This window comes from Kitasatospora sp. NBC_01302 (genome assembly GCF_035976515.1).
Lineage (GTDB): Bacteria > Actinomycetota > Actinomycetes > Streptomycetales > Streptomycetaceae > Kitasatospora.
The window spans coordinates 807,463-827,480 of record NZ_CP108404.1 but is presented as its reverse complement, the minus strand read 5'-3'; the positions used below and the strand labels follow the sequence as shown (position 1 = coordinate 827,480).

Below are 20,018 nucleotides of genomic sequence, written 5' to 3'. Positions count from 1 at the left end.
GTGGCAGGCGCGGAGCACCGGCGGGGACCCGCAGCTACGCCGTGACCATGCTCGACCCCGACGCACCCACCGGCGCGGGCTTCTGGCACTGGGTCACCCGGGACAACCCCGCCGCCGCCACCGGCCTGGGCAGCACCCCGCCGCCCGGGACGGTCTCCGGCACCAACTCCGCCGGGGCGACCGGCTACCTCGGCCCCTGCCCGGGCAGCGGCGACATCACCCACCACTACCGGATCACCGTCTACGCGCTGGACACTCCCACCCTGGGCCTGCCCGCGACCACGCCGGCCGGCGTCACCACCTTCACCATGAGCGGTCACATCCTCGGCTACGCCCGGATCACCGCGGACGCCCGGCGCTGACGTACGCTCTCCCGGGGGAGGGGTGGCGATGGACATCGTCGAACAGCAGGTGCGCGAGGGCTGGGAGGGCGTGCTCGTCGAACCTGTTGCGGGCAGCACGGTCGGGGTCCTGGTCCTGGCCGGGTCCAGCGGACGCATCGAGTACCAGCGGGCCCGGCTGTTCGCCCGCCACGGCGTGACGGCGCTCTCGATCCGCTGGTGGGGCGGCGCCGGCCGGCCGCCCGGCATCTGCGAGATCCCGCTGGAGACCTTCACCGCGGCGATCGACCTGCTGCGGGCCAGGGGCGCCGAGCGGGTCGGGATCCTCGGCGTCTCCAAGGGCGCCGAGGCGGCCCTGCTCACGGCGGTGCGCGACCCGCGGGTGGCCGTCGTCGTCGCGGTCTCCCCGACGTCGCTGGTGTGGGCGAACCTCGGCCGGGGACACGACGGCGAGCAGCGGCCCTACCGCTCCTCGTGGACCTGGCGGGGCCGACCGCTGCCGTTCGTCCCCTACGACGACACGTGGGAGGGGTTCGGGCCGGACGACGACGGGCCGGTAGCCGTTCGCGGCTCGTACGAACTCAGCGAACGGACCTTCGCCCACCGGACGGCCGCCGCGGAGATCCCCGTCGAGCGGATCGGCGCGGACCTGCTGCTGCTCGCCGGCGGCGACGACGAGATGTGGCCCTCGCTGCCCTTCGCCGAGCGGCTGGCCGCCCGGCGCCGGGCGGCGGGCGCCACCGCGCGCGTCTTCCGCCACGACGGCGCCGGGCACCGCCCGTTCTTCCCGGGGGAGCAGCCGTTGCCTCCGTCGCCGCACTACCGGTACGGCGGCTCCGCCCAGGCCGACGCCGCGCTGGGTGCCGAGGCCTGGCCGCACATCCTGGACGCGCTCTTCGACCGCGGCATGCCCGGGACATCATCGCCGGACCCGGCGCCCTGAGCAGCCGTCAAGCGCCCTGAGCGCCCTGAGCAGCCGTCAGGCGACTGATCCGGTGGCCGTCAGTACGGGAGCGGGCGGCCCGAGGGCGTCCGCAGGTCGAGCGGCGGACGCGGGCGCTGCGGAGTGGAGCGCTTGATCTCTTTGATCCGAACCATGTCTGTCGCCTCCTCGGTCACTGTGGACTCAGGCTGACGTCTGCCCACATCGGTGGCGTTTCATGCCAGTTGTCCCGGAGTCCACGCACAGGCCACCCGAGACCGGGCGGCCCGGTCCGACACCCCGGCCTGGTAGCGGCGGTCGCGGGCTTGGCTACGCTGACCGGGTGACCATCGACCTGACCCTGCTGACGCGTGTCGCCCATCGCGGACAGGAGGTCACCGCGCCGCGGGTGCGGGCGTTGCTCGCGTTGCTGGCGGGTGAGTTGCGGCTGGGGTGCAGTGCTGACCGGCTGGTGGCCGGGATGTGGCCGCAGGAGGTGCCGGAGCGGCCGGGGAAGGCGCTGCAGGTGGTGGTGTCCAGGGCGCGGGGGCAGCTGGGGGCCGAGGTCATCGCCAGCACGCCGACGGGGTACCGGCTCGCGCTCGGCGAGGAGCAGGTCGACAGCTCCGCGCTGCTGGTGCACGCCGCCGCGAGTGCGGAGCGGGCCAGGGCGGGGGACCACCCGGGGGCGCTGGCGGCGGCCGAGGCCGGGCTCGCGCTGTGGCAGGGGGCCGGGGAGGCGGCGGCCGACGCCGACGACCCGGTGGCCGCGTTGCGGGCCGAGCGCGCCCCGGTCCGGGAGGGGCTCGTCCGTGCACGGGCGCTCGCGCTGGCCCGGCTGGGGCGGCACGCGGAGGCGGCCGGGCCGCTGGCCGTGGCCGCCGCGAGTGCGCCGAGGTGCTCGGGGTCCGCCTGTCCCACACCTCGCTGCGCGACGCGCTCGTCCGGGCGGCGCACCAGGAGATCGGCCTGGACCACCTGCTCGCCTTCAGCGAGCACCTCCTGCTGCCCGGCGCCCGGCTGCGCGAGCACCTGGGCATCCCCGGGCCGTCCACCGCCCGGTTGCTGCCCTTCCGTGACAAGTCGGCGATGAAGCGCACGGCGGCCCGGGGCGGCGTACCGGTCTGCGCCTGGCAGCCCGTCGAGCGGGCCGCCGACGCCGCCGACCTCCTGGCCCGCCACCGACGGATCGTGCTCAAGCCCCGATTCGGCAGCGGCTCCGCCGGCATCCACCTCGTCGACTCACCGGCCGCCCTGACCGCGCTGGCCGACCACGACCTGCGCGAACACCAGGCCGAGGAACACGTCGACGGCGAGATGCTGCACGTGGACGTCGCCGTGCACCAGGGCCGGCTGCTGGCCTGCGTGGTCTTCCGCTACCTCACCAGCACGCTCTCCCACGTGGACAACCGCCCGATGCTCTCCGTCACCGTCGACGACCCCCAGCTGGTCGAGCGCGCAACGGAGTTCACCCGCCAGGTGGTCGACGCCTTCCAGGTCACCGACGCCGTGCTCCACCTCGAAGTCTTCGAACGCCCGGACGGCACACTCCTGTTCAACGAGGTCGCCGCCCGCAACGGCGGCGCCGGCGTCGTCCCGGTCGTCCAGGCCCTCACCGGTGTCAACCTCCACGAGTCCATGGTCCGCCTCGCCCTCGGCGAGCACCCCACCACCGACTACCCGCGCACCCACCAGGCGGGCGGCGAATTCGTCTGGTACAGCAGGCCGGGACGCCTGGCCGCCATCGACGACACGGCGATCCCACCCCACTGGCTGATCAACCGCCGCACCACCGCCGGGCCCGGCGACCGACTCAAGGCCTCCGGCTTCTCCGGTGCCGGCCTGGTCACCTACGCCGTCGGCGGACGCGACGAGGCCGAGGTGCGCGCCCGGCTCGACTTCATCCGCACGCACACCTCAATCCGCTACTCGGACGACGTCGACGAGCGCGCCGATCGCCAGCCGTCGAACTCCGCCACCGTCCGCACCCCGTCGTCCAGGACCGACCGGTAGACGTCCCAACTCCGCACGCTGCGGCCGTACTCCGGCCGCTCGGCCCACGCTTCCTTGATCCGCAGGATCGCCTCCCGGGTCTCGGCGGTCAGCCGCTCCGGCAGCGTCCGCACGTGCGCCAGATCCGGCTGGCGCTCCGGCTCGTCCACGAACCAGATGTCCAACGACCACCTGCGCCCCTGCGGCGACCGGTACCCCACCCCGAGGTACAACCCGTCCGGGTACCCGGGATCGGTGTTCCACGCCCCCGTGTCATTCCGGAACCGCACCTGCCACACCCGCTCGTGCAACGCCAACCGCGCCCCGACCGCCACCACCGCCTCCCGCTCCGCACCCCCGAGACGCGGACACACCACCGTGATGTCCAGATCCCGCTTCACCATCAACCCCAACGCCGCACTCCCCACCCGCACCGGATCCCCGAGCCGCCCCAACGCCTCGTCCAACCCCAGGTCCTCGTTCACCGTGCTCGCTTCGGCCTGGAGCTCGTCCTGCTGCCGCAACAGCTCATTCGTCGTCACCACCCCAGTCTCCCAGCAGTGATCACCACCGTCCACGAAATCTCGGCAACCGCACGGCTCGCTCTCTGCTGGAGCCGACTGCGGGGTGGGGGCTCTGATGACTGAGCAGGCAAACGGATTCGTGACCGAGATCGAGCGGTGGCGTGGCGATCCGGTCCGCGTACTGGAGCTGAGTCGGACCCGCCTGCTGACGGCCATGCCCTGGGGGCACTGGCGCGTATCGCTCCTGACCCCCGCAAGGCGGCGGGAGGCCAAGTACTGGGAGGGCACGGCCGCCAAGCTGACCGCAACTGCGGAGGAGGAGGCGAGTGCGGCGGCGCGGTCGTTCCCGACCCCGGAGGGGCACCCGGCGACGCCGCCTCTCGTGCCGCTCATCGGCGGGGTGCTCTCCCCGGGCGCCACGCCTGGCGGGGGACCGGCTGGGCGACGGCGTCGACGGGCTGGTCTGCGTGAGGTTCGGCGTGGGCGTGGCCGGCAGGGGCTGCGATGTGCTCGACGATGTGGGCGTCGAGGGTGGTGGCGATGCGGGACTCGATGGTGCGGGCGGCCGTGGGGTCGACGGTGTGGGTGAGGACCTGGATGCGGACGCGGGCCTGGTGCTTGTAGAGGGTGACCGCGACCGGCACGGGGGTCGAGCCGTGCCCGGAGCCCTGCGGGTGGGGGACGGCGAGGTGGAAGAGGGTGACGCTGCCGGTGTCGCTGACGCGCTCGACCTCGCCGGTCGCTGCCAGGGTGGCGAGGCGTTGGTGGAGGTGGTCGACGGTCCGGGCGGTGATGGCGCCGGCCAGGAGGGTGAGTGCGGCGAAGCAGAAGACGCAGGGCATGGGGGAGCTTCTCGGCCTTCGGACGGGGGGTCAGCAGGGTGCGCAGGTGCGGGGGAGGGCGGCCAGGGCCGAGAGCAGGTCGGCCTGCGCGACCACCGGCGTCGCCCCGTCGTGTCGGACCAGGGCGTGCAGCGCCGCCTGTTGCAGGAGGCCGGCGAGGTCCGCACCGGAGTGGTGGGCGGTGGCGTCCGCCAGGGCGGCCAGGTCCACGTCCGGGGCGAGCGGGACGTCGCGGCCGTGGAGGGCGAGCAGTTGCAGGCGCGCGGCGCGGTCGGGCAGCGGCAGGCGCAGGGTGCGGGAGAGCCGCCCGCCCCGGACGAGAGCCGGATCGAGGGCCTCGGGCCGGTTGGTGGCGGCCAGGACGAAGACCGGGCGGGTGGTGGTGGCGATGCCGTCGAGCTCGGCGAGCAGTTGGGTGAGCAGGCGGTCCCCGAGGAAGCCGCCCAGGGAGTCGCGGTCTGCGGCGATCGCGTCGATCTCGTCGATGAACACGACGGACGGGGCAGCGGCGCGGGCCCGCTCGAAGAGCTGGGCGAGGTGTTGCTCGGCCTGGCCGACCCAAGGGCTCGTCAGGTCGGCGGTGGACAGCGGGTAGAACGACACGCGCGCCTGGGCGGCCAGGGTGCGGGCGACGCTGGTCTTGCCGGTGCCGGGCGGGCCGGCGAGCAGCAGGCCGGACAGCGGGCGCACTCCGTAGCGGGTGGCCAGGTCCGGGCGTTCGATCAGCTTCTGGACCGCGCGGAGTTCCGCCAGCACCGCCGGTGGCAGCACGAGGTCCTCCCAGCGGTGGTCTCCGAGGTACGGCCGGTCCTGGCCGGCGTTCGCGGTCAGGGCGGCGGTCAGGTGCCGGTCGTCGATGAGCACCGGTGGCACACTCTCCGCGGGGTTGCGGGTTGCTGCGGCCTCGGTGTGCTCGGCGAAGGCGGCGCCGGCGGCGGTGTCGACCAGTGCGGTCAGGTCGGCGGCGGTGCGCCCGGCGGTGCGCTCGGCGATCGTCGCGAGGTCGATGGCCGGGCTGACGGGGCGTCCGGCGAGGGCGGTGGCCAGGATCGCGCGCCGGGTCGGGGCGTCCGGCAGGTCGATGCGGATCGTCCGGTCGAACCGGCCCGGCCGGGTGACGGCGGGGTCGAGCCGGGTCAGGTCGTTGGTCGCGGCGATGACGACGACATGGTCGCTCGCGTGGTGCTGCTCCAGCGCCGTGAGCAACTGATTGACGACGCGGCGGTGTTCGGCGTCCGGCTCGCTGTCGCGGCGCGAGGCGAGCGAGTCGAACTCGTCGAAGAACAGGACGCACGGGGCGTTCGCCACGGCGGCGGCGAAGGCCTCGTCGATGGCGCGCGCGGACTCGCCGGCATACTTGGAGATCACCGAACCGGCCGTCACCGGAAGGAAGTTCAGGCCGAACTCACCGGCGATGGCCTTGGCCAGCAGGGTCTTGCCGGTGGCCGGGCCGGCCGTGCAGCAGGATCCCGTTGAAGCGGATGCCGTACGCGCGGGCCGCGCTCCCGTGGGCGAGGGTGCTGCCGAGGTTCTGCCGGAGTTCCGCCTTGACCTCCTCCAGGCCGCCGACCTGCGCGAACGAGGGCAGGGAGGCGGGGGAGTGGACCGGCCAGGGCCCTCGGGACGCCGTCACAGAGGCCACGGACCCAGCAGGCGGACCAGGCAGCGGAACAGTCGGCGGACCAGACAGGGGAACAGTCGGCGGAACAGGCGCGGACGCCTGGACCGGCGGAGCCGGTCGGACCAGATACCGCCCGCCCAGACAGCCGAAGAGCAGCGTGGCGCTGAGGAACCCCGCGACCGTCAGCGCGACCGGGTCGGGGGTCGCGAGCGCGTCGATGTCCACCACGACGAGGGCGAAGCCCGTCCACAGGAGCACGGTGAGCAGCGTCAGTTGGGCCTTGCGGGCCCGGGTGCGCCCGGGCAGCAGCCAGAGCGCGAGCACCCCGACGCCACTCGTGGTCAGGACGGCATCGGCCCAACGCCCTGCCCACCACGGGCTCGTCGCCGCAGCGGGCTCCCGGCGCCGGTGGTAGCGCAGCGAGACGACACCGATCAGGGCGAGGGTGGCGCCGGCGAAGACCAGCTCGGCCGGGGAGCGGACCACCGCGACCCACGGCCAGGCGCCGCCCGCCCGCAGGATCCGGTCGCCGGTGACCGGGGTCAGCCGGTCGGCCGTCAGCAGCACGACGCCGGTGACGTCACCGTCGCTGTCCTGGCCGTAACAGGCGAGGTACGCCGACCCGTCCACCGTGCCGCTGACGATCCTGAGCCGGACGGCGTCGCCGGAGGGGGCCAGGTCGTCGGGCCGGGAGCGGCAGGCCTGGGTGACGCGGGCCGTCTCGGCGGAAGCGGCGGAAGCGGCGGAAGCGGCGGGAGCGGTGGGAGCGGTGGGAGCGGTGGGTTCGGCGGCACCGGCGGGCGACAGCGGCTGCGCGGTGTAGGACAGCGGCCCGTGGTCGGCCCAACCACGGTTGCTCCAGGCGGCGGTGGCGGTGACGACGTAGCCGACGAAGAGCAGGACCAGGCCCGCCACGAAGAGCCGGCGTCGCTTCTCCGGTGTCACAGCTCGCTCCTGTCCAAAGAGAGGCTTCTCCCCGTCCGAAGGGGCTTCGAGGGAAGGGTGTGACCCGGCGCCGGCCCTGGTCGGATCGGCGGCCGCGCGGGCGGGGCCGGTTGACGATAGCTCGTCGATCGGGGCTCTGACCAGCGGAGACCGGCCGCGGCCGGACAGCGCGGCCTTCGCGGGGCCGCGCTGCGGCATCGCCCCGAGGTGCGCCTATGCTGCCACGGCTGATGACCGGCGCGGATCGCCGCCGGCGTGAACTCGGGTGAAAGAGGATGCGACATGCGTCGATTCGGACGGCGTCTCTGGTGGGCGGGAGCGGCCGTGCTCGCTCTGGTGGTGGCGGCCGGCGCCGTGGCCCTCTGGCAGCCCCGGCACAAGTCCGCGGCGCCACAGCCCGTCAGGGCGCAGGTGTACAAGCCGAGCCAGGCGTGCCTGCTCACACCGTCGCAGGGGCTCGCGGATCCGCGGTCGGCGCAGGCCTGGGCGGGGCTCGAGGACGCGTCGGGCCGCACGCACGTCCAGGTGCGCTACCTCTCGGTGGCCGGCCAGGACACGGCGGGCAACGCCGCGCCGTACCTGGCCTCGCTCGCGGTGGGCGGCTGCCAGGTCGTGGTGGTGAGCGGCGACGCCGAGGTGCAGTCCGCGGTGCAGGATGCCCAGAAGTTCCCGAAGGTCCAGTTCCTGCTCCTCGACAGCGGCCAGAGCACCGGCAGCGCACAAGCCACCCCTGCCGCCGCCCCCGCCAACACGAAGGCCCTGCCCGTGGCGACCCCCGCCGACGCCCGCACCCAGGTGGCCGCCGAACTGGCACATCTCGTGGCGAACTGACGCCTTTTCACTGCTTTGCCCGATTTTGCAAGCATGTTTGACCACAATAAAAAGAACGTGATCAACTCCGCATGATTTTTTTCTAAGAGTTGGCCAATGGCCGAGACTTTGGGGTTGTTTCATGCGTACGCGGGTCGCGGCACGTCGTCTCTCCCTGCCCAGGAAGAGACGACGATTCCGCCCTCTGGTCAGACTGCTGACAGTCATGCTGGTCGTGACACTCGCCACCAATGGCGGCATAGCCACCGCCGGAGCCGCCGAACGCGGCTTCCCGGCTCTGAGCCTGCCCAGTTGGGCCGATATGATGGGCTGGTTCGACGGCCCGCCGCAGGAGCACTGGGGGCCCACACCCCGGCAGATCGGCGGCTCGGCCGCCGGCCGTGACCACCGCGCGGACGCCGGTTCGACCCGCGCGCCTGGCGGGGCGGGCCACGCGCCGGGCAAGGCCCCGGACCAGCTCGACGACTACGCGCCCTACCAGCACCGGACCGCGCAGGGCGCCAGCGCCACCCGGACCGGGTACAACGCGCAGACCAGCAAGCGGGACGCGGCCAAGTCCTCCCGGACCACGGACGCCTTCGACAACGCCGACGGTTCCGTCACCCGCGACATCTCCCAGAGCCCGATCAACTACCAGGACGCCAACGGCACTTGGCAGAAGATCGACACCAGCCTGGACGGCGCGGCCGGTGACGGCCGCTACCACGAGAAGGCCAACTCCCTCGCGGTGGACTTCGCCGCCAAGGCGGCCGACTCCTCCCTCGCCTCCTTCAAGGTCGCCGGCGGCCACGCGCTGAGCTACGGGCTCCAGGGCGCGGCCCCGGTCGCGGGCACCGCGGACGGCTCGGACGTCAGCTACCCGGAGATCCTGCCCGGCACCGACCTGACGCTGACCACGACGCCGACCGGCCTCAAGGAGTCGATCGTGCTGCGCTCGGCGCAGGCGGGCAACTCCTGGACCTTCCCGCTGACGCTGGACGGCCTGACGCCGCACCAGCAGGCGGACGGCTCCATCGCGCTGACGGATGCCGGCGGCAAGACCGTCGAGCAGATCCCGCAGGCCTACGCCTGGGACTCCAAGGTCGACCCGCGCTCGGGCGATGCGGCGAGCACCAACGCCGTGCGCTACCAGCTGGTCAGCACCGCCGGCGGCCCCGCGCTGCAGGTGACCCTCGACGCGAACTGGCTGCACAGCCCGGACCGTCAGTTCCCGGTCACCGTCGACCCGACCGTCACCGACGGCTGGACCACCGCCTACGCGGAGGACGGCAACACCGGCGACCACTCGTACGAGCAGTTCCTGAAGATCGGCTCCTACGACTCCGGCACCACCAAGGCCAACGCCTTCATCAACCACTGGGACCAGAGCTGGGACGGCTCGGGCGTCACGGTCACCTCGGCCACGCTGAACCTGTTCGACACCTGGTCCTCCTACTGCGGCGCTCCCGCGCGGCTCGACGTCGCGCAGGTGACCCAGGCCTGGACGCCGAGCCAGGTGTCCGCCTACCCCGGCCCCAGCTTCGGCGCCTCGATCGGCAACGCCGCGCCGACGCTCCACAACGCCTGCACCAACACCTCGGCGAACCCCGCCGTCGGTGACTGGGTGCAGGTCCCGCTCTCCACCTCGGCGCTGCAGGGCTGGATGAACGGGACCACCCCGGACTTCGGCCTGGCGGTCTACGCCGCCACCAACGACGCGCTGCACTGGAAGAAGTTCGGCTCCTTCATGGACCCGAACAAGGGCCCGTACATGCAGGTCACCTACACCGGCAACGCCGGCCCGCAGGTGTACGAGCAGTACCCCAACAACAACGCGGCCGCCTACACCACCACCCCCGAGCTCACCGCCTGGTCGGCCGGTGCGAACTCGACCGGTGCCAGCAGCACGCTGAAGTACGACTTCACGGTCTACGACAACACCAACGCCACGGTCGCCGACTCGGGCCAGATCTCCACCGGTGACTGGGTCGTCCCGGCGGGCAAGCTGTCCTGGGGCAAGACCTACTACTGGCAGGTGCGGTCCTACGACGCCTCCACCTGGTCGCCGTCGAACGGCCTGTACGCGCTGAACATCCAGGTGCCGCAGCCGCTGATCACCTCCAGCCTGTCGCAGAACAGCAGTGAGCACGGCTTCGACGCGTCGATCGGCAACTACACCACCTCCGACACCGACGCCGACGTCTCCACCGCGGGCCCGCCGCTGGAGGTGGTGCGCGACTACAACTCCCGTGACCCGCGCTACACCGGTGCCTTCGGCGCCGGCTGGTCGAGCGTCTTCGACTCCCGCGCCACCGAGCAGTACAACACCTCGGGCGCGCTGACCGGCGTCGTCGTCACCTACCCCGACGGCTCGCAGGTCGGCTTCGGCAGGAACGGCGACGGGAGCTTCAGCCCGCCCGCCGGCCGCTTCGCCACCCTCAAGTCGGTGACCGGCGGCTACACGCTCACCGACAAGAACGACACCGTCTACACCTACACCCAGTCGCTGGGCTCCGGCGGCTACGGCGTGTCGTCCATCGCCGACGCCAACAACCGGGCCATCACGTACACCTGGTCCGGCAGCCAGGTCACCACCATGACCTCCCAGGTCTCCGGGCGTGCCCTGCACCTGACCTGGGCGACCCCGAGCGGTGCGAACGCCGCCCACGTGGCCACCGTCGCCACCGACCCGCTCGGCAGCTCGGGTGCGCTGACCTGGACGTACACCTACACCGGCGACCAGCTCACCTCGCTGTGCCGGCCCACCGACGCGGTGCACTGCGCCAGCTACGGCTACGGCTCCGGCTCGCAGTACCAGAACGCCACGATGGACCTGGGCGCACAGAACTACTGGCCGCTGTCGGAGGCCTCCGGCAGCACGGCCACTGACGCCGTCCTGGCCAACGAGGGCAACAGCAACGCCACGTACAGCAACGTGACGCTCGGCCAGACGGGCGGCCCGCTGGCCGGCTCCACCGCGACGGTGGCCGGCTTCAACGGCAGCTCCTCCTCCGTGGCACTGCCCAACAACACCGGCAACGCCACCAACTCCGGTGCGCTGTCGCTGTGGTTCAAGACCTCGGCCGGCCCCGGCGTGCTGTACTCCTACACCTCCACGCCGATCTCCGCGGGCAGCACCTCCGGCTACTACACGCCGTCGATCTACGTCGGCGCGGACGGCAAGCTGAACGCCGAGTTCTGGTACAGCGGCGGCGTCGCCCCGCTGACCAGCAGCGCGGCGGTCACCGACGGCAAGTGGCACCACATCGTGATGTCGGCCGCCGGCAACGCGCAGACCCTGTTCCTGGACAACAACCGGGTCGGGACGCTGTCGGGCACCGTCTCCATCCAGAGCGCGGTGGCCTTCGGCGCCAACCAGCCCTACAACTACATCGGCGCCGGCTACCTCGGCGGCAGCTGGCCGGACCAGCCCAACACCGGCAACGCCACGGTCAGCTACTTCAACGGCTCGATCGCCGACGTGGCCTGGTACAACCGCCCGTTGGTGTCGGCCGACGTCAACTCGCTCTACCAGTACGGCACCCACCCGGCCAGCCTGCTGAGCAGCGTCACCCGTCCGTCCGGCAAGGCGCTCGTCGGCGTCGGCTACGACCCGGCGACCACCGCGGTCACCCAGGTGACGGACGAGAACGGTGGCGTCTGGAAGGTCGGCGCCCCGACGGTGGCCGGCTCCTCCCGGACCTACCGCGGCGCGGTGCTGGGCAACGCCCCGAAGGACTACTGGCGCCTCGGCGACCCGGCCGGCTCGGCCTCGGCCACCGACGAGGTGCGCGGCGGCACGGCCACGTACAGCGGTGTCACCCTCGGCGCCGCCGGGCCGTTCTCGGACAACACCGCGGCCTCGTTCAACGGCAGCTCCTCCTTCGTCCAACTGCCCGCCACCGACCGGGTGAGCACCTCGCCCGGCTCGGTCGAGATGTGGTTCGACATGCCCGCGGGCAACACCGCCGGCGGTGTGCTGTACGACCAGATGGGCCAGACGCTGACCGGTGGCAACCCCACCGGCGGCAACTGGACGCCCGCCCTGTACGTCGGCACCGACGGCAAGCTGTACGGCAAGTTCTGGGACACCAACGGCACCGGCGGCGAGATGAACTCGCCGAGCGGCGTCAACGACGGCAAGTGGCACCACGTGCTGCTCGCCGCGCAGGCCACCGGCGGCCAGGCGCTGTACCTGGACGGGACGAAGGTCGGCAGCACCACCGCCAACCTGCTCGGCGACGCCACCAACTACACCTACATCGGTGCCGGTGAGAGCGGCGGCGGCTGGCCGAACCACCCGACCAACACCCTGGGCTACTTCCCCGGCTCCATCGCCGAGGTCGCCTTCCACACCACCGCGCTGTCCGCACAGGACGACGCGAACCACTTCGCGGCCGGCAAGAACTCGACCGGTCTGCTGCCGGTGAAGACGGTCGTGGTCACCGACCCGAAGAACACCACGGAGACCACCCGGTTCGACGTGGTCAACGGGAACCGGGCGCTGTCCCAGACCGACGGCCTGGGGAACACCGTCAGCTACGGCTACGACTCCGGCGGCTTCCAGAGCACGGTCACCGACCCGAACGGCGTGATGAGCCGTACCGGTCACGACCCGCGCGGCAACGCCGTCTCCGTCACCAGCTGCCAGAACCAGCAGACCAATACCTGCGCGACCCAGTACTTCACCTACTACCCGGACGACACCACCGCACAGCTGACCACGGCGGACCCGCGCAACGACATCATGCTGACCTCGCGGGACGGCCGTTCGGCCTCCGCGACGGACAACACCTACCTGACGTCGTTCAGCTATGACGGGTCCGGCAACGAGCTGGGCGTCACCACCCCGGCGGTGCCCGGCTTCCCGAGCGGTCGCACCACCAGCACGGTGTACGCGGACGGCACCGCCACCTACCCGGCGGCGGACAGCGGCAACGTGCCCAAGGGCCTGCCGATGTCGACCACTTCGCCCGGCGGCGCGGTCAACCAGGTCTCCTACTTCCACAACGGCGACGTGGCCTCCACCACGAACCCGAACGGCCTGGTCACCAAGTACACCTACGACGCGCTGGGCCGGGTGCTGACCAAGTCCGTGGTCTCGGACACCTACCCGAACGGCTTGCAGACCTCGTACGTCTACGACGGCGACGGCCAGGTGACGCAGGAGGCCAACCCCGCGCTCACCGACCGGGTCACCGGAGCGGTGCACACCTCCCAGGTCAGCACGGTCTTCGACTACGACGGCGACGTCACTTCGCAGACCGTCGCGGACACCACCGGTGGTGACGCCCCGCGCACCGAGACCAGCGTGTACGACGCGTACGACCACGTGCAGTCGCGCACCGACGCGAACGGCAACGTCTCCGGTGCCACCAACGGCGGCACCACGACGTACGCGTACGACGCGATGGGCGAGAAGGTCAAGGAGGTCGGCCCGACCAACGTCACCACCACCTACCAGTACGACTCGAACGGCCACCTGCTGACGCAGACCCTGAACGGGTACACCGGTGACCCGGTCAACCCCTCGGCCGCGACCAACCTGGTGGAGTCCTCCCGCGCCTACGACCCGGCGGGCCGCCTGGCCTCGATCACGGACTCGATGGGCAACACCACCTCCTACACCTACACCGACAACGGCCTGCTGGCCACGACCACCAAGACGGACTCGACCGGCAAGAACTCCTTCCAGCTGGAGTCCAACACCTACGACGCCGTGGGCAACCTGACCCAGAAGACGTCCAACAACGGCGCCACGGTGACGCAGTACCAGGTGGACGCCGCCTCCCGGGTGACGAGCACCACCATGGATCCGACCGGGGCCGACCGGGTCACCCAGGTCTCCTACACCCCGGACGACCTGGTGGCCACCTCGCGGCAGACCGACTCCTCGGGCTACGACCGCACCACCAGCAGCACCTACGACCCGATGGGCAACCCGACGTCGCAGACGCTCTACGGTGACTCCTCCGGTCACCCCGCGGGCTGGTGGCCGCTGAACCAGACCTCGGGCAGCACGGTGACCGACGCCTCCGGCAACGGCTACTCCGCCGCGGCCTCGGGCAAGGTCACCTGGTCCGGCGGAGCCGCCAACTTCGACGGCAGCGGTGGCACCATCTCCACCAACGGTCCGGTGCTCAACACCGCGTCGTCGTACACCGTTTCCGCGTGGGTGAACCTCGCCGACAACACCGCCTACCACTCCTTCGTCACCCAGGCGGGCACCAACGTCCCGTCGTTCTACCTCCAGTACTCCAAGGCGTTCGGCGGCTGGGCGTTCATCGCGAACAGCTCGGACGCGACGAGCCCCAGCGCGTACTACTCGGCGCACACGTCCTCGGCCGCGCTGAACACGTGGACGCACCTGGTCGGCACCTTCGACTCGTCGACCGGCACGATGAGCCTGTACGTCAACGGCTCGCTGGCCGCGACCGGGAACAACCCGAGTCCGTGGAGCGGTACCGGCGGGCTGACCATCGGCGCCTCCAAGACGCCGAACAACGGCACGTTCGACATCGCCAACGGCCAGGTCTCGAACGTCCAGGTCTACCAGCGAGCGGTCAGTGCCACCGAGGCCCAGACGCTCTACACCAACGGCCGCAACGGCGGCACTGTCGGGTCGTCCAACACCCAGACCACGAACTGGACCTACGACAAGCGCGGCATGCCGGCCTCGGTCACCGACCCGAACGGCAACACCACGCAGTACACCTACGACGAGGCGGGCAACCTCGCGGTCACCACGGCCCCGGCCGTGCCCGTGGAGGCGGTCGGCGGCACCTCGGTGACCGCCCACCCGGTGACCACCAGCGGCTTCAACACCTTCGGTGAGGCCGTGGAGGAGCTCGACCCGAACGGGAACGAGACCACCACCGCCTACGACGCCGACGGCCAGAAGGTCTCCCAGACCCTGCCGAACTACACGCCGCCGGGTGCGACCAGCCCGGTGGGCGGGCAGAGCAGCTGGACGTACGACGCCGAAGGCAACGTGCTGTCCACCACCCGCCCCGGCGGGGAGACCACGCAGGTCCAGTACACCCAGCTCGGCGACGTGGCCCAGGTCACGGCGGCGGACAACAGCACGGTGCACAGCGTCTACGACACCAATGGCGAGAAGCTGTCGGTGACCGACGGGACCGGCGCGGTCACCCAGGCCACCTACGACTGGCTGGGCCGTACCGTCACCGGCACACAGCTGGAGCGGTACCCGTCCACCCAGACGCTCACCAGCACCCAGTCCTACGCGGTGACGCCCGGCAATCCGTACGGCGCCTTCCTCTCCTCGCAGACCAGTGCCACCGGGGTGAGCACCTCCTACGGCTACAACCGGCTCGGCGAGCAGACCAGCGTCACCGACGCCGCGAACAACACCACCACGTCCGCCTACGACTTCGAGGGTCGCCCCTACAAGACGACGGCGGCCGACGGAACGTACGGCTGGACCGACTACACGGCGGCCGGCCTGCCGGCCGACCACAAGCAGTTCGACGCCAACAACAACCTGCTGACGCAGACCTCCGCGGTCTACGACGGCAACGGCAACGCGACCGCGGTCACGGACGCCAACGGCCACACCTCGCAGCTGACCTACGACGCGAGCAACATGGTGACGCAGGAGGTCCAGCCGGTCTCGGCGACCTCGTCGATCACCACGTCGTTCGGCTATGACGCGGCGGGCCAGCGCACCCGGTACACCGACGGGCGCAACAACTCGTGGCTGTACACGTACACGCCGCGGGGGCAGCTGGCCTCGGAGCAGGAGCCGGCCACGGCCGTCTACACCGCGGCCTCGGACTCCACCACGACCTACGCCTACGACGCGGACGGGCGGGCGACCTCCCAGACGCTGCCGGGCGGAGTGTCGCTGTCCTTCGGCTACGACAAGCTCGACCAGCTGCTCTCGGCATCGGGCACCGGCGCGGAGGCGGCGACGGCGTCGCGCTCGTTCACCTACGACAACGCGGGCCGGGTGCTGACCGCCGGCACGGCTGTCGCCGGCACCATGGGCAACCCGGACTACCAGACGGCGACGAACGAGGCGTTCACCTACAACGACCGCGGCTCGCTGCTGACGGCCTCGGGTTCGGCCGGGGCGTCCTCCTTCGCCTACAACGGCGCGGGGCAGCTGACCTCCCGGACGGACGCGGCCGGGACCACCGGCTACGGCTACGACTCGGCCGGGCGTCTGCAGTCGGTCAACGACCCGGCGACGGGCACCCAACTCACCTACGGCTACAACAACCTGAACCAGGTCTCGTCGATCTCCTACGGCACGCTCGGCGACGTGCGGACCTACGGCTACGACAACCTGCACCGCCTGTCCTCGGACACCCTGGCGAAGGGGACGACGACCCTCGCCTCCATCGCCTACGGCTACGACAACAACAACAACCTGACCTCGAAGAACACCGCCGGGGTCGCGGGAGCCGCCAACAACACCTACACCTACGACTGGGCCAACCGGCTCACCTCGTGGAACAACGGCACCACCAACACGCCGTACGCGTACGACGCTTCGGGCAACCGGATCCAGTCCGGCTCCAACGTCTTCACGTACGACGCACGTGACCAGCTGACCTCCGACGGTGTGCACACGTACACCTACGCGGCGCGCGGCACGATGACCCACGACATCACCGCCGCGGGCAGCACCGCGATGTCGTCGGACGCCTATGGCCAGCAGGTGGTGGCGGGTACGCAGTCGTACACCCACGACGCGACCGGCCGGAACATCACCGACACGACCCTCGGTGGCGGCGCGACCCGTACCTTCCAGTACTCGGGTGTGGGCAACGTCATCGCATCGGACGGTGACTACACCTACACGTACGACGACGGGGACTCGCTCGTCGGGATGAACAACGCCGGGGCCACGTCGACCTCGACCGGCCAACTGGCGATGCTCGACCAGCACAACGACGTGGTGGGCACCTTCGCGCCGACCGCGACCACCCTGGCCACCTCCGCCACCTACGACCCGCTGGGCAGCGTGGTGAGCGGCAGCAACCTCGCCGGCCACCTGGGCTTCCAGTCCGGCTGGACGGAGAACTCGACCAACCTGGTCGGCACCGCATCGCGCTGGTACAACCCGCGCACGGGCGAGTTCCTGAACAAGGACACCGTCTCGCTCAACGCGGTACCGAACTCGGCGGCGGCGAACCCGTTCGCGTACGTCGCCGACAACCCGCTGTCCGCGGGCGACCCGTCCGGGAACTGCTGGGGACCGGCCGTGCTCTGCAAGGTCGGCCACGCGATCGCGCATGACGTGTCGAGCGGGTACCACGAGGCCGCCTCCGCGGTCTCCAGCGGGTACCACGCGGTCAGCTCGGCGGTCTCCAGCGGCTACCACGCCGTCAGCTCCGGGGTGTCGTACGTGGCGCATGCCACGGCCAGCGCCGCCAGGTCGGCGTACCACCACGTCAGCGACGCCTACCATCGCGCCTACCACTACGTCCAACAGGTCCACCGCTATGCCGTACGGACCGTCAGACGCGTCTACCACGCGGCCGTCCATGTGGTGAAACAGGCGTACCACGTGGTCAAGCAGGCCGCGAAGCGGGTCGTGCACGCTGCCAGCAAGGCGGTGGGCGTGGCCTACCGGGCCACCCGGACCGCATACCACGCGACGGTCTCCGCCGCCAAGACGGCAGCGAAGTTCGTCAAGCACCACGCTGCTGCGATCACCTCGTTCGTGGTCTCGACCGCGGTCTTCGCCGGCTGCGAGGCCGTGACCGCGGGCGTCGGCACCATCGGCTGCGCCGCGGCCGCGGGTGCGGCCGGGAACCTGGTCAACCAGGGCTTCAAGTGCGCCCAGAAGGGCGGCTCGGCCTGCAGCGTCAGCGCGTTCGGCAAGACCGCGGTCGAGGGCGCGGTCGAGGGCGCCGCGGGTGGCGCGCTCGGTGAGCTCGGTGGCGCGGTGCTCGGCAAGGTCGCGCCCAAGGCGATGGAAGCCGTGGGCGGACTGTTCGGCAAGGGAGCAACCTCGGCCGCGGACAGCGCGACCGAGGACGTGACCGCACAGGCGGCCCACGAGGCCGAGGCCCAGGGCGCCAAGTCCGCCGCGGACAGCTGCCTCACGCACAGCTTCACCGGCGCCACACCGGTGCTGATGGCCAACGGCACGACCAAGCGGATCGACCAGATCAAGATCGGTGACCAGATCACCAACGGTGTTCCGGGCAAGGACGGGACGCAGAGCCACACCGTCACCAACGTCATCGTCACCACCACCGACCACGACTTCGCCGACGTCACGGTCACCCCGCTCCACCCCGGCACGACCACCAAGGAGACGGCCACCCCGACCCACACCACCGAGGCCGCCCCGGCCAAGCAGGACAACGGCTCGCTGAGCACCAAGCTGCGGCACCGCGCCGGCCTCACCCTGGCCGCGTCCATCGCCGCCGCCACCAGCCTGCTCGGCCTCAACCCCCAGCCCGCCACCGCGGCCACCCCGGCCGCCCAGACCGTCTCGTCGGCCCCGACGAGCAGCACCACCGAGAGCACGGACACCACCGACCCGGCGATCGCCGCCGGCGGCGGAACCCTGCACACCACCTTCCACCACCCCTTCTACGACGAGACCCGCTCGGCCTTCGTCGACGCCCAGGACCTGCACGCCGGAGACGTCCTCCAGACGCCCACCGGCACCGCCCAGGTCACCGACGTCCACCTGTTCCACGCCAACACCACGACGTACGACCTCACCATCGGTGACCTTCACACGTACTATGTGCAGGCGGGATCGACGCCGGTCCTTGTCCACAACTGCGATCTGGAGGAAACCGCAGCAAGGGCCAAGAAGTTGGCCGATGACATCCACATGCAGATCCCGAGTGCGTTTGCGCGTGATGTGTTCAGGACGACGGCGGTGACAACTGCCCGCCGAGCTGACGGTTCACTGGTGCACGTGGTCACCGGCGCTGGCCGCGGGCTTGAAAAGGCGCAGCTGAACTACATCGAATCACTGGGACGTAAGGACATCGAGGTCGCAGCCAACATGGAAGGAGCACACGCGGAGGCGACAGCCGTCCACTACATGGCGTCGAACGATCTGACCCCAGTGGCTGGTGGCGTATCGCGCAATGCCTGTGCACCGGACGGTTGCGAAGACTTCCTCAGTCAAGTGGGTGGAGAAATGGTGGGGCCGATCACAAGCGGCACCAAGGCGAAGATACCTGGGCAGTCCATGTATGTCTGGAGAAACCACGAGGCATGGACCAATTTCTTGGCGACGATGGGCTACCGGTGAGTGAAATGACGGGTCAGTTGGACTGGCGGGAAGACGGAGCCTTGTCGGCTCAGATCAGTGCTATGAGCCGACGCCAGCGTTATCAGGCTGCGTACCTCGCCCTGCGCAGGCTGCAGGCGCCTCTGCTCACAATCGAAATGCCCTTGGAATGGGGCGTGGAGACCTCGCTGCTCGGGTCGCTGTTCCGTGCAGGGGCTGCGCAACTGGATGGTGAGGTCAACGAGAACATCGACCATGCGGTCGCTGAGCTCGTGAGTGCGCCGTTGTTCGAGTCTCAGATTGAGCCGGAATTCTCTGAGAGCTTCCAGCTGGAGGCCATCAACGGCTGGCTCATGCTCAGTGAATCACTGGGAGAAATGAGTGAGGAGCAAACTGACAGGCTCGTTGGCCTGGCGCGGGAGATGGCCTTCTATCTCGACTCGCAGCTGGAAGGCTCATTGACCGTGGTTGCTGGAGAGGCGCACCGCGAGAGCTATCTCGCCGGCGTCGATGACCGTTTTCGCGCGTATCGGCTGGGCTACTTCGGCACCAGAAACCTTGAGATCGAAGGTGCGTGCCACGAGTCCGTTCTTGTTGATTCGCTGGGTGATGATCTGCTCGGTTCGGACGCTGGTCGTCGGCTGGCTGCTGCCTGCGATGAATACAGCGGCGAGCTCTCGTCAGCACTTCAGGCCTTCGCCATCGGCTGAAGCCCGGGCTGAGCCCATCGCTGTGGTCTGACCTGTTGTGACGAGTAGGGGCCCCACCGCCTGGTGGGGCCCCTACTC

10 protein-coding genes and 1 pseudogene are annotated in these 20,018 nt (G+C 70.8%); 7 read left to right on the top strand and 4 right to left on the bottom strand.

Annotated elements, in window-relative coordinates:
- Nucleotides 1–47 precede the first annotated feature (47 nt).
- The 4 genes and pseudogenes from OG294_RS03850 to OG294_RS03835 all read left to right on the top strand — a co-directional run bounded on the left by OG294_RS03850 (nt 48) and on the right by OG294_RS03835 (nt 3,276).
- Entirely contained in the window at nt 48–362 is a 315-nt protein-coding gene (locus OG294_RS03850) for a YbhB/YbcL family Raf kinase inhibitor-like protein (RefSeq protein WP_442789102.1), read from the top strand.
- 28 nt (nt 363–390) lie between these two features.
- Nucleotides 391–1,284 (top strand): acyl-CoA thioester hydrolase/BAAT C-terminal domain-containing protein, encoded by an 894-nt coding sequence (locus tag OG294_RS03845; RefSeq protein ID WP_327064947.1) that lies wholly within the window; start codon nt 391–393, stop codon nt 1,282–1,284.
- Between the two features lie 322 nt (nt 1,285–1,606).
- Nucleotides 1,607–2,212: pseudogene (locus OG294_RS03840) on the top strand (BTAD domain-containing putative transcriptional regulator); the annotation flags it as partial.
- On the top strand, nt 2,161–3,276 hold the full coding sequence (locus OG294_RS03835; protein WP_327064946.1) for an ATP-grasp domain-containing protein: 1,116 nt from the start codon (nt 2,161–2,163) through the stop codon (nt 3,274–3,276). The pseudogene OG294_RS03840 and the gene OG294_RS03835, both read left to right, overlap by 52 nt.
- Here OG294_RS03835 and OG294_RS03830 read toward each other — a convergent pair.
- From OG294_RS03830 to OG294_RS03815, 4 genes are all read right to left on the bottom strand, one after another.
- A complete protein-coding gene (locus tag OG294_RS03830; RefSeq protein ID WP_327064945.1) occupies nt 3,189–3,797 on the bottom strand; it encodes a hypothetical protein in 609 nt (202 codons plus the stop codon). The two genes, OG294_RS03835 and OG294_RS03830, sit on opposite strands and share 88 nt — an antisense overlap.
- A gap of 371 nt (nt 3,798–4,168) precedes the next feature.
- Complete coding sequence (locus OG294_RS03825; RefSeq protein ID WP_327064944.1) at nt 4,169–4,621, bottom strand: hypothetical protein; 453 nt, start codon at nt 4,619–4,621, stop codon at nt 4,169–4,171.
- Nucleotides 4,622–4,651: 30 nt separating this feature from the next.
- Complete coding sequence (locus OG294_RS03820) at nt 4,652–6,019, bottom strand: AAA family ATPase (RefSeq protein ID WP_327071438.1); 1,368 nt, start codon at nt 6,017–6,019, stop codon at nt 4,652–4,654.
- A 7-nt stretch (nt 6,020–6,026) separates the two neighbouring features.
- Nucleotides 6,027–7,187, bottom strand: a complete 1,161-nt coding sequence (locus OG294_RS03815; protein ID WP_327064943.1) for a hypothetical protein — start codon at nt 7,185–7,187, stop codon at nt 6,027–6,029.
- Between the two features lie 282 nt (nt 7,188–7,469).
- Between OG294_RS03815 and OG294_RS03810 the strand changes: the two genes are divergently transcribed.
- The 3 genes from OG294_RS03810 to OG294_RS03800 all read left to right on the top strand — a co-directional run bounded on the left by OG294_RS03810 (nt 7,470) and on the right by OG294_RS03800 (nt 19,940).
- A complete protein-coding gene (locus OG294_RS03810; RefSeq protein WP_327064942.1) occupies nt 7,470–8,018 on the top strand; it encodes a hypothetical protein in 549 nt (182 codons plus the stop codon).
- Nucleotides 8,019–8,223: 205 nt separating this feature from the next.
- Entirely contained in the window at nt 8,224–19,251 is an 11,028-nt protein-coding gene (locus OG294_RS03805; RefSeq protein ID WP_327064941.1) for a LamG-like jellyroll fold domain-containing protein, read from the top strand.
- Entirely contained in the window at nt 19,215–19,940 is a 726-nt protein-coding gene (locus tag OG294_RS03800; RefSeq protein WP_327064940.1) for a hypothetical protein, read from the top strand. Before OG294_RS03805 ends, OG294_RS03800 begins: the two co-directional genes overlap by 37 nt.
- Nucleotides 19,941–20,018 lie beyond the last annotated feature (78 nt).

Coding starts and splice junctions, on each gene's coding strand:
- OG294_RS03850 (WP_442789102.1), top strand. CDS start 48: ATGCTCGACCCCGACGCACCCACCGGCGCGGGCTTCTGGCACTGGGTC.
- OG294_RS03845 (WP_327064947.1), top strand. CDS start 391: ATGGACATCGTCGAACAGCAGGTGCGCGAGGGCTGGGAGGGCGTGCTC.
- OG294_RS03825 (WP_327064944.1), bottom strand. CDS start 4,621: ATGCCCTGCGTCTTCTGCTTCGCCGCACTCACCCTCCTGGCCGGCGCC.
- OG294_RS03810 (WP_327064942.1), top strand. CDS start 7,470: ATGCGTCGATTCGGACGGCGTCTCTGGTGGGCGGGAGCGGCCGTGCTC.
- OG294_RS03805 (WP_327064941.1), top strand. CDS start 8,224: ATGCTGGTCGTGACACTCGCCACCAATGGCGGCATAGCCACCGCCGGA.
- OG294_RS03800 (WP_327064940.1), top strand. CDS start 19,215: ATGGACCAATTTCTTGGCGACGATGGGCTACCGGTGAGTGAAATGACG.